This window comes from Mesorhizobium sp. M2A.F.Ca.ET.067.02.1.1, assembly GCF_004023285.1.
Taxonomy (GTDB): Bacteria; Pseudomonadota; Alphaproteobacteria; order Rhizobiales; family Rhizobiaceae; genus Mesorhizobium.
In genome coordinates this window covers 1-2,265 of record NZ_RZSB01000869.1, presented here as the reverse complement: position 1 = coordinate 2,265, position 2,265 = coordinate 1, and the positions used below count along the sequence as shown (strand labels likewise).

The following is a 2,265-nucleotide window of genomic DNA, read 5'->3' as shown; positions in this document are numbered from 1 at the left end:
AAGCGATCGTTTGCATCACGCGCGGCGGCCTGGTGCCGGCGGCGATCATCGCGCGCGAGCTCGGCATCCGCATCATCGAGACGGTGTGCGTCGCCTCCTATCATGACTACACCAGCCAGGGTCAGCTTCAGGTTCTCAAGGAGATTTCGCCGCCGCTGCTTGCCGACGACGGCGCCGGCGTGCTGATCATCGACGACCTGACCGATACCGGCAAGACAGCCGGTATCGTGCGCGCCATGATGCCGAAGGCGCATTTCGCGACCGTCTATGCCAAGCCGAAGGGCCGCCCGCTGGTCGACACATTCGTCACCGAGGTCAGCCAGGACACCTGGATCTACTTTCCCTGGGACATGGGCTTCACATACCAGAAGCCGATCGCGGACGATCATGTCGGCTGAACGGCCGTCATATTTTCCAGAGAATCTGCCTCAAAGGAGCGGCGTGTAGTCGAACCAATGAGCATGTCTACTTTGTAAGATTGACCTTTTCTGGCGGCATTTTCCCACGGAGTGAAGTTTTTTACTTTTAAAGCCCATAATTCGCCGTAAGATTCGTAAGGTGGCAAACGATTCTGGAGGCTGGGGCAGCTTCTTCCGATGTTGACGAGGCCGGCAACACACACCCAGATGGCCGAAAGAGTCCGGCGGCTCTTCGGCAAGGCGCCCTGCCGCCTGCAGGTTGCCGCTCTGCCCTGGCGTGAAAGCGAAGCCGGCGTCGAGATCATGCTGATCACCAGCCGCGACACCGGGCGCTGGGTGTTGCCCAAGGGCTGGCCGGAGGCCAGGGAACCACTTTGCAAGGCGGCCGCCCGTGAAGCAGGCGAGGAAGCCGGCTTGCGCGGCACCATCTCGCATCTTGAAGCCGGCCGTTATTTCTATGCCAAGGTCCTCGCCTCCGGCGAGGAAGTGCCCTGCGAAGTCCTGGTCTTTCCGCTGCATGTCGACCGCATTGCGGACCGCTGGAAAGAGAAGCGCGCCCGGACGCGCAAATGGGTTGGCGCCATCGAAGCAGTCCAAATGGTCCATGAACCGGACCTTTGCCAGATCATTGCCGGTTTTTGCGCCGCGCCGCACACTTTCATCTGATCGTCAGACGCGACCGAAATCATCGGAACTCAGCCGGGTCCAGCGATCGCCCGTCAATCCGCCGATAAAGATGTCGCCGGCGCGGACCGCTTCCGCGACCTCGGTGATGCGTGAGCGCACCATCGTGCCGCCGGCATAGCGGAAGAAGAGACGGTTGTAGCCGAAGAGGTGCGGCAGGAACCTGCTTTGTGTCTGCCCGGTTATGCCCACGCAGCCCATCTCCCGCGCAGCCGCGATAAGGCCGTCCAGCGTCGCGCCCCAGTGGGGTCCGGGCGCCTGGATCTGCAACAGGTTCGCGATGCCGCCAGCCTGCCCGTAGAAGGCATGGCAACCGACCATCTTGCCTGCTTCGTCGTAAGTCCCGCCGAAATGAAGTGGCCCGTCGGCCTGCTTTTCGGCCGCCAGCGCGAGCAGCCGCGGCAGTTCGCCATCCTTCCAGCTCGGTCGAAGAGCATAATCGGATATCAGTGCCGGCAGCCGCTCCGCAAACCGCGCGGCATCGATCCGCTCATGGTGGATCCGTCGCGACGATGAAGGCTGGACCGGCGGCTCGAGCCGTCTTCCTGCGAGAGCATCAAACGCCCGCCCGCAGGGGCCGAGCGCCAGCCGAGCCAGCCCGGGCCATTTACTCTGCAGCAAGGCGGCGGCCATGGCGCCCGGCCGAAAAACACAGGTCCATTCCAGACAATGCACCGGCAAGAGCTGATACTTCATCGGACGCGCGAAGGCCAAGGATGTCCGGTTGGCCGAATCGGTCAGATATAGATCGAACTCGCCCTGATGCAGGGCACGCAGCAATTGCGGCCCGGCCCAACCGTGATCGGTGCTGGAATCGGTCATGAAGGGACCGATGATGGCCGCATTCAATGCCCTTCCATTGAGCTCATAGCGGGCTTTCAAAACGCCCATGAACCCGCCGAGGCCGCCCTGCGGGTTTATCTGGACAAGGGCCTTGTTCTCACCGCCGTCAAGATAGAGCTTTCTCATATAGTCCGCCGTCCGCGCGACCGCGTGATCGCGAAGGCGGCGACGGCGGAACTTCGTCAGGAAGAGTGCCGCGACCCGCTCGAGATCTTCGGCGGCGAGCGGCCGTACCGAGCCATGGTCGGGCACCGACGGCGCCGGCGTCTTTCTCGACCCCCCATTTGCGGAGACCAAATCCATCATGAATGCCTATGCA

The 2,265-nt window shown here is 62.4% G+C and carries 3 protein-coding genes; 2 read left to right on the top strand and 1 reads right to left on the bottom strand.

The features are described 5' to 3' along the window. Window positions 1-398 (top strand): xanthine phosphoribosyltransferase (gpt, locus tag EOA28_RS33015; RefSeq protein ID WP_128315713.1); only part of this gene is annotated, 398 nt, incomplete at its 5' end. 198 nt (window positions 399-596) lie between these two features. Next, window positions 597-1,085: an NUDIX hydrolase gene (locus tag EOA28_RS33010; protein ID WP_126082417.1), complete on the top strand. Its 489-nt coding sequence runs from the start codon at window positions 597-599 to the stop codon at window positions 1,083-1,085. 3 nt (window positions 1,086-1,088) lie between these two features. Here the strand turns inward: EOA28_RS33010 and EOA28_RS33005 are convergent, their stop codons facing one another. Continuing rightward, window positions 1,089-2,198 carry a hypothetical protein gene (locus EOA28_RS33005; RefSeq protein ID WP_245501654.1) on the bottom strand — a complete coding sequence of 370 codons (1,110 nt, stop codon included), beginning with the start codon at window positions 2,196-2,198 and terminating at the stop codon, window positions 1,089-1,091. Window positions 2,199-2,265: the final 67 nt, after the last annotated feature.

What these genes read in the sequence shown, in the direction of transcription:
- EOA28_RS33010 (WP_126082417.1), top strand. Translation starts at nt 597, where the DNA reads ATGTTGACGAGGCCGGCAACACACACCCAGATGGCCGAAAGAGTCCGG.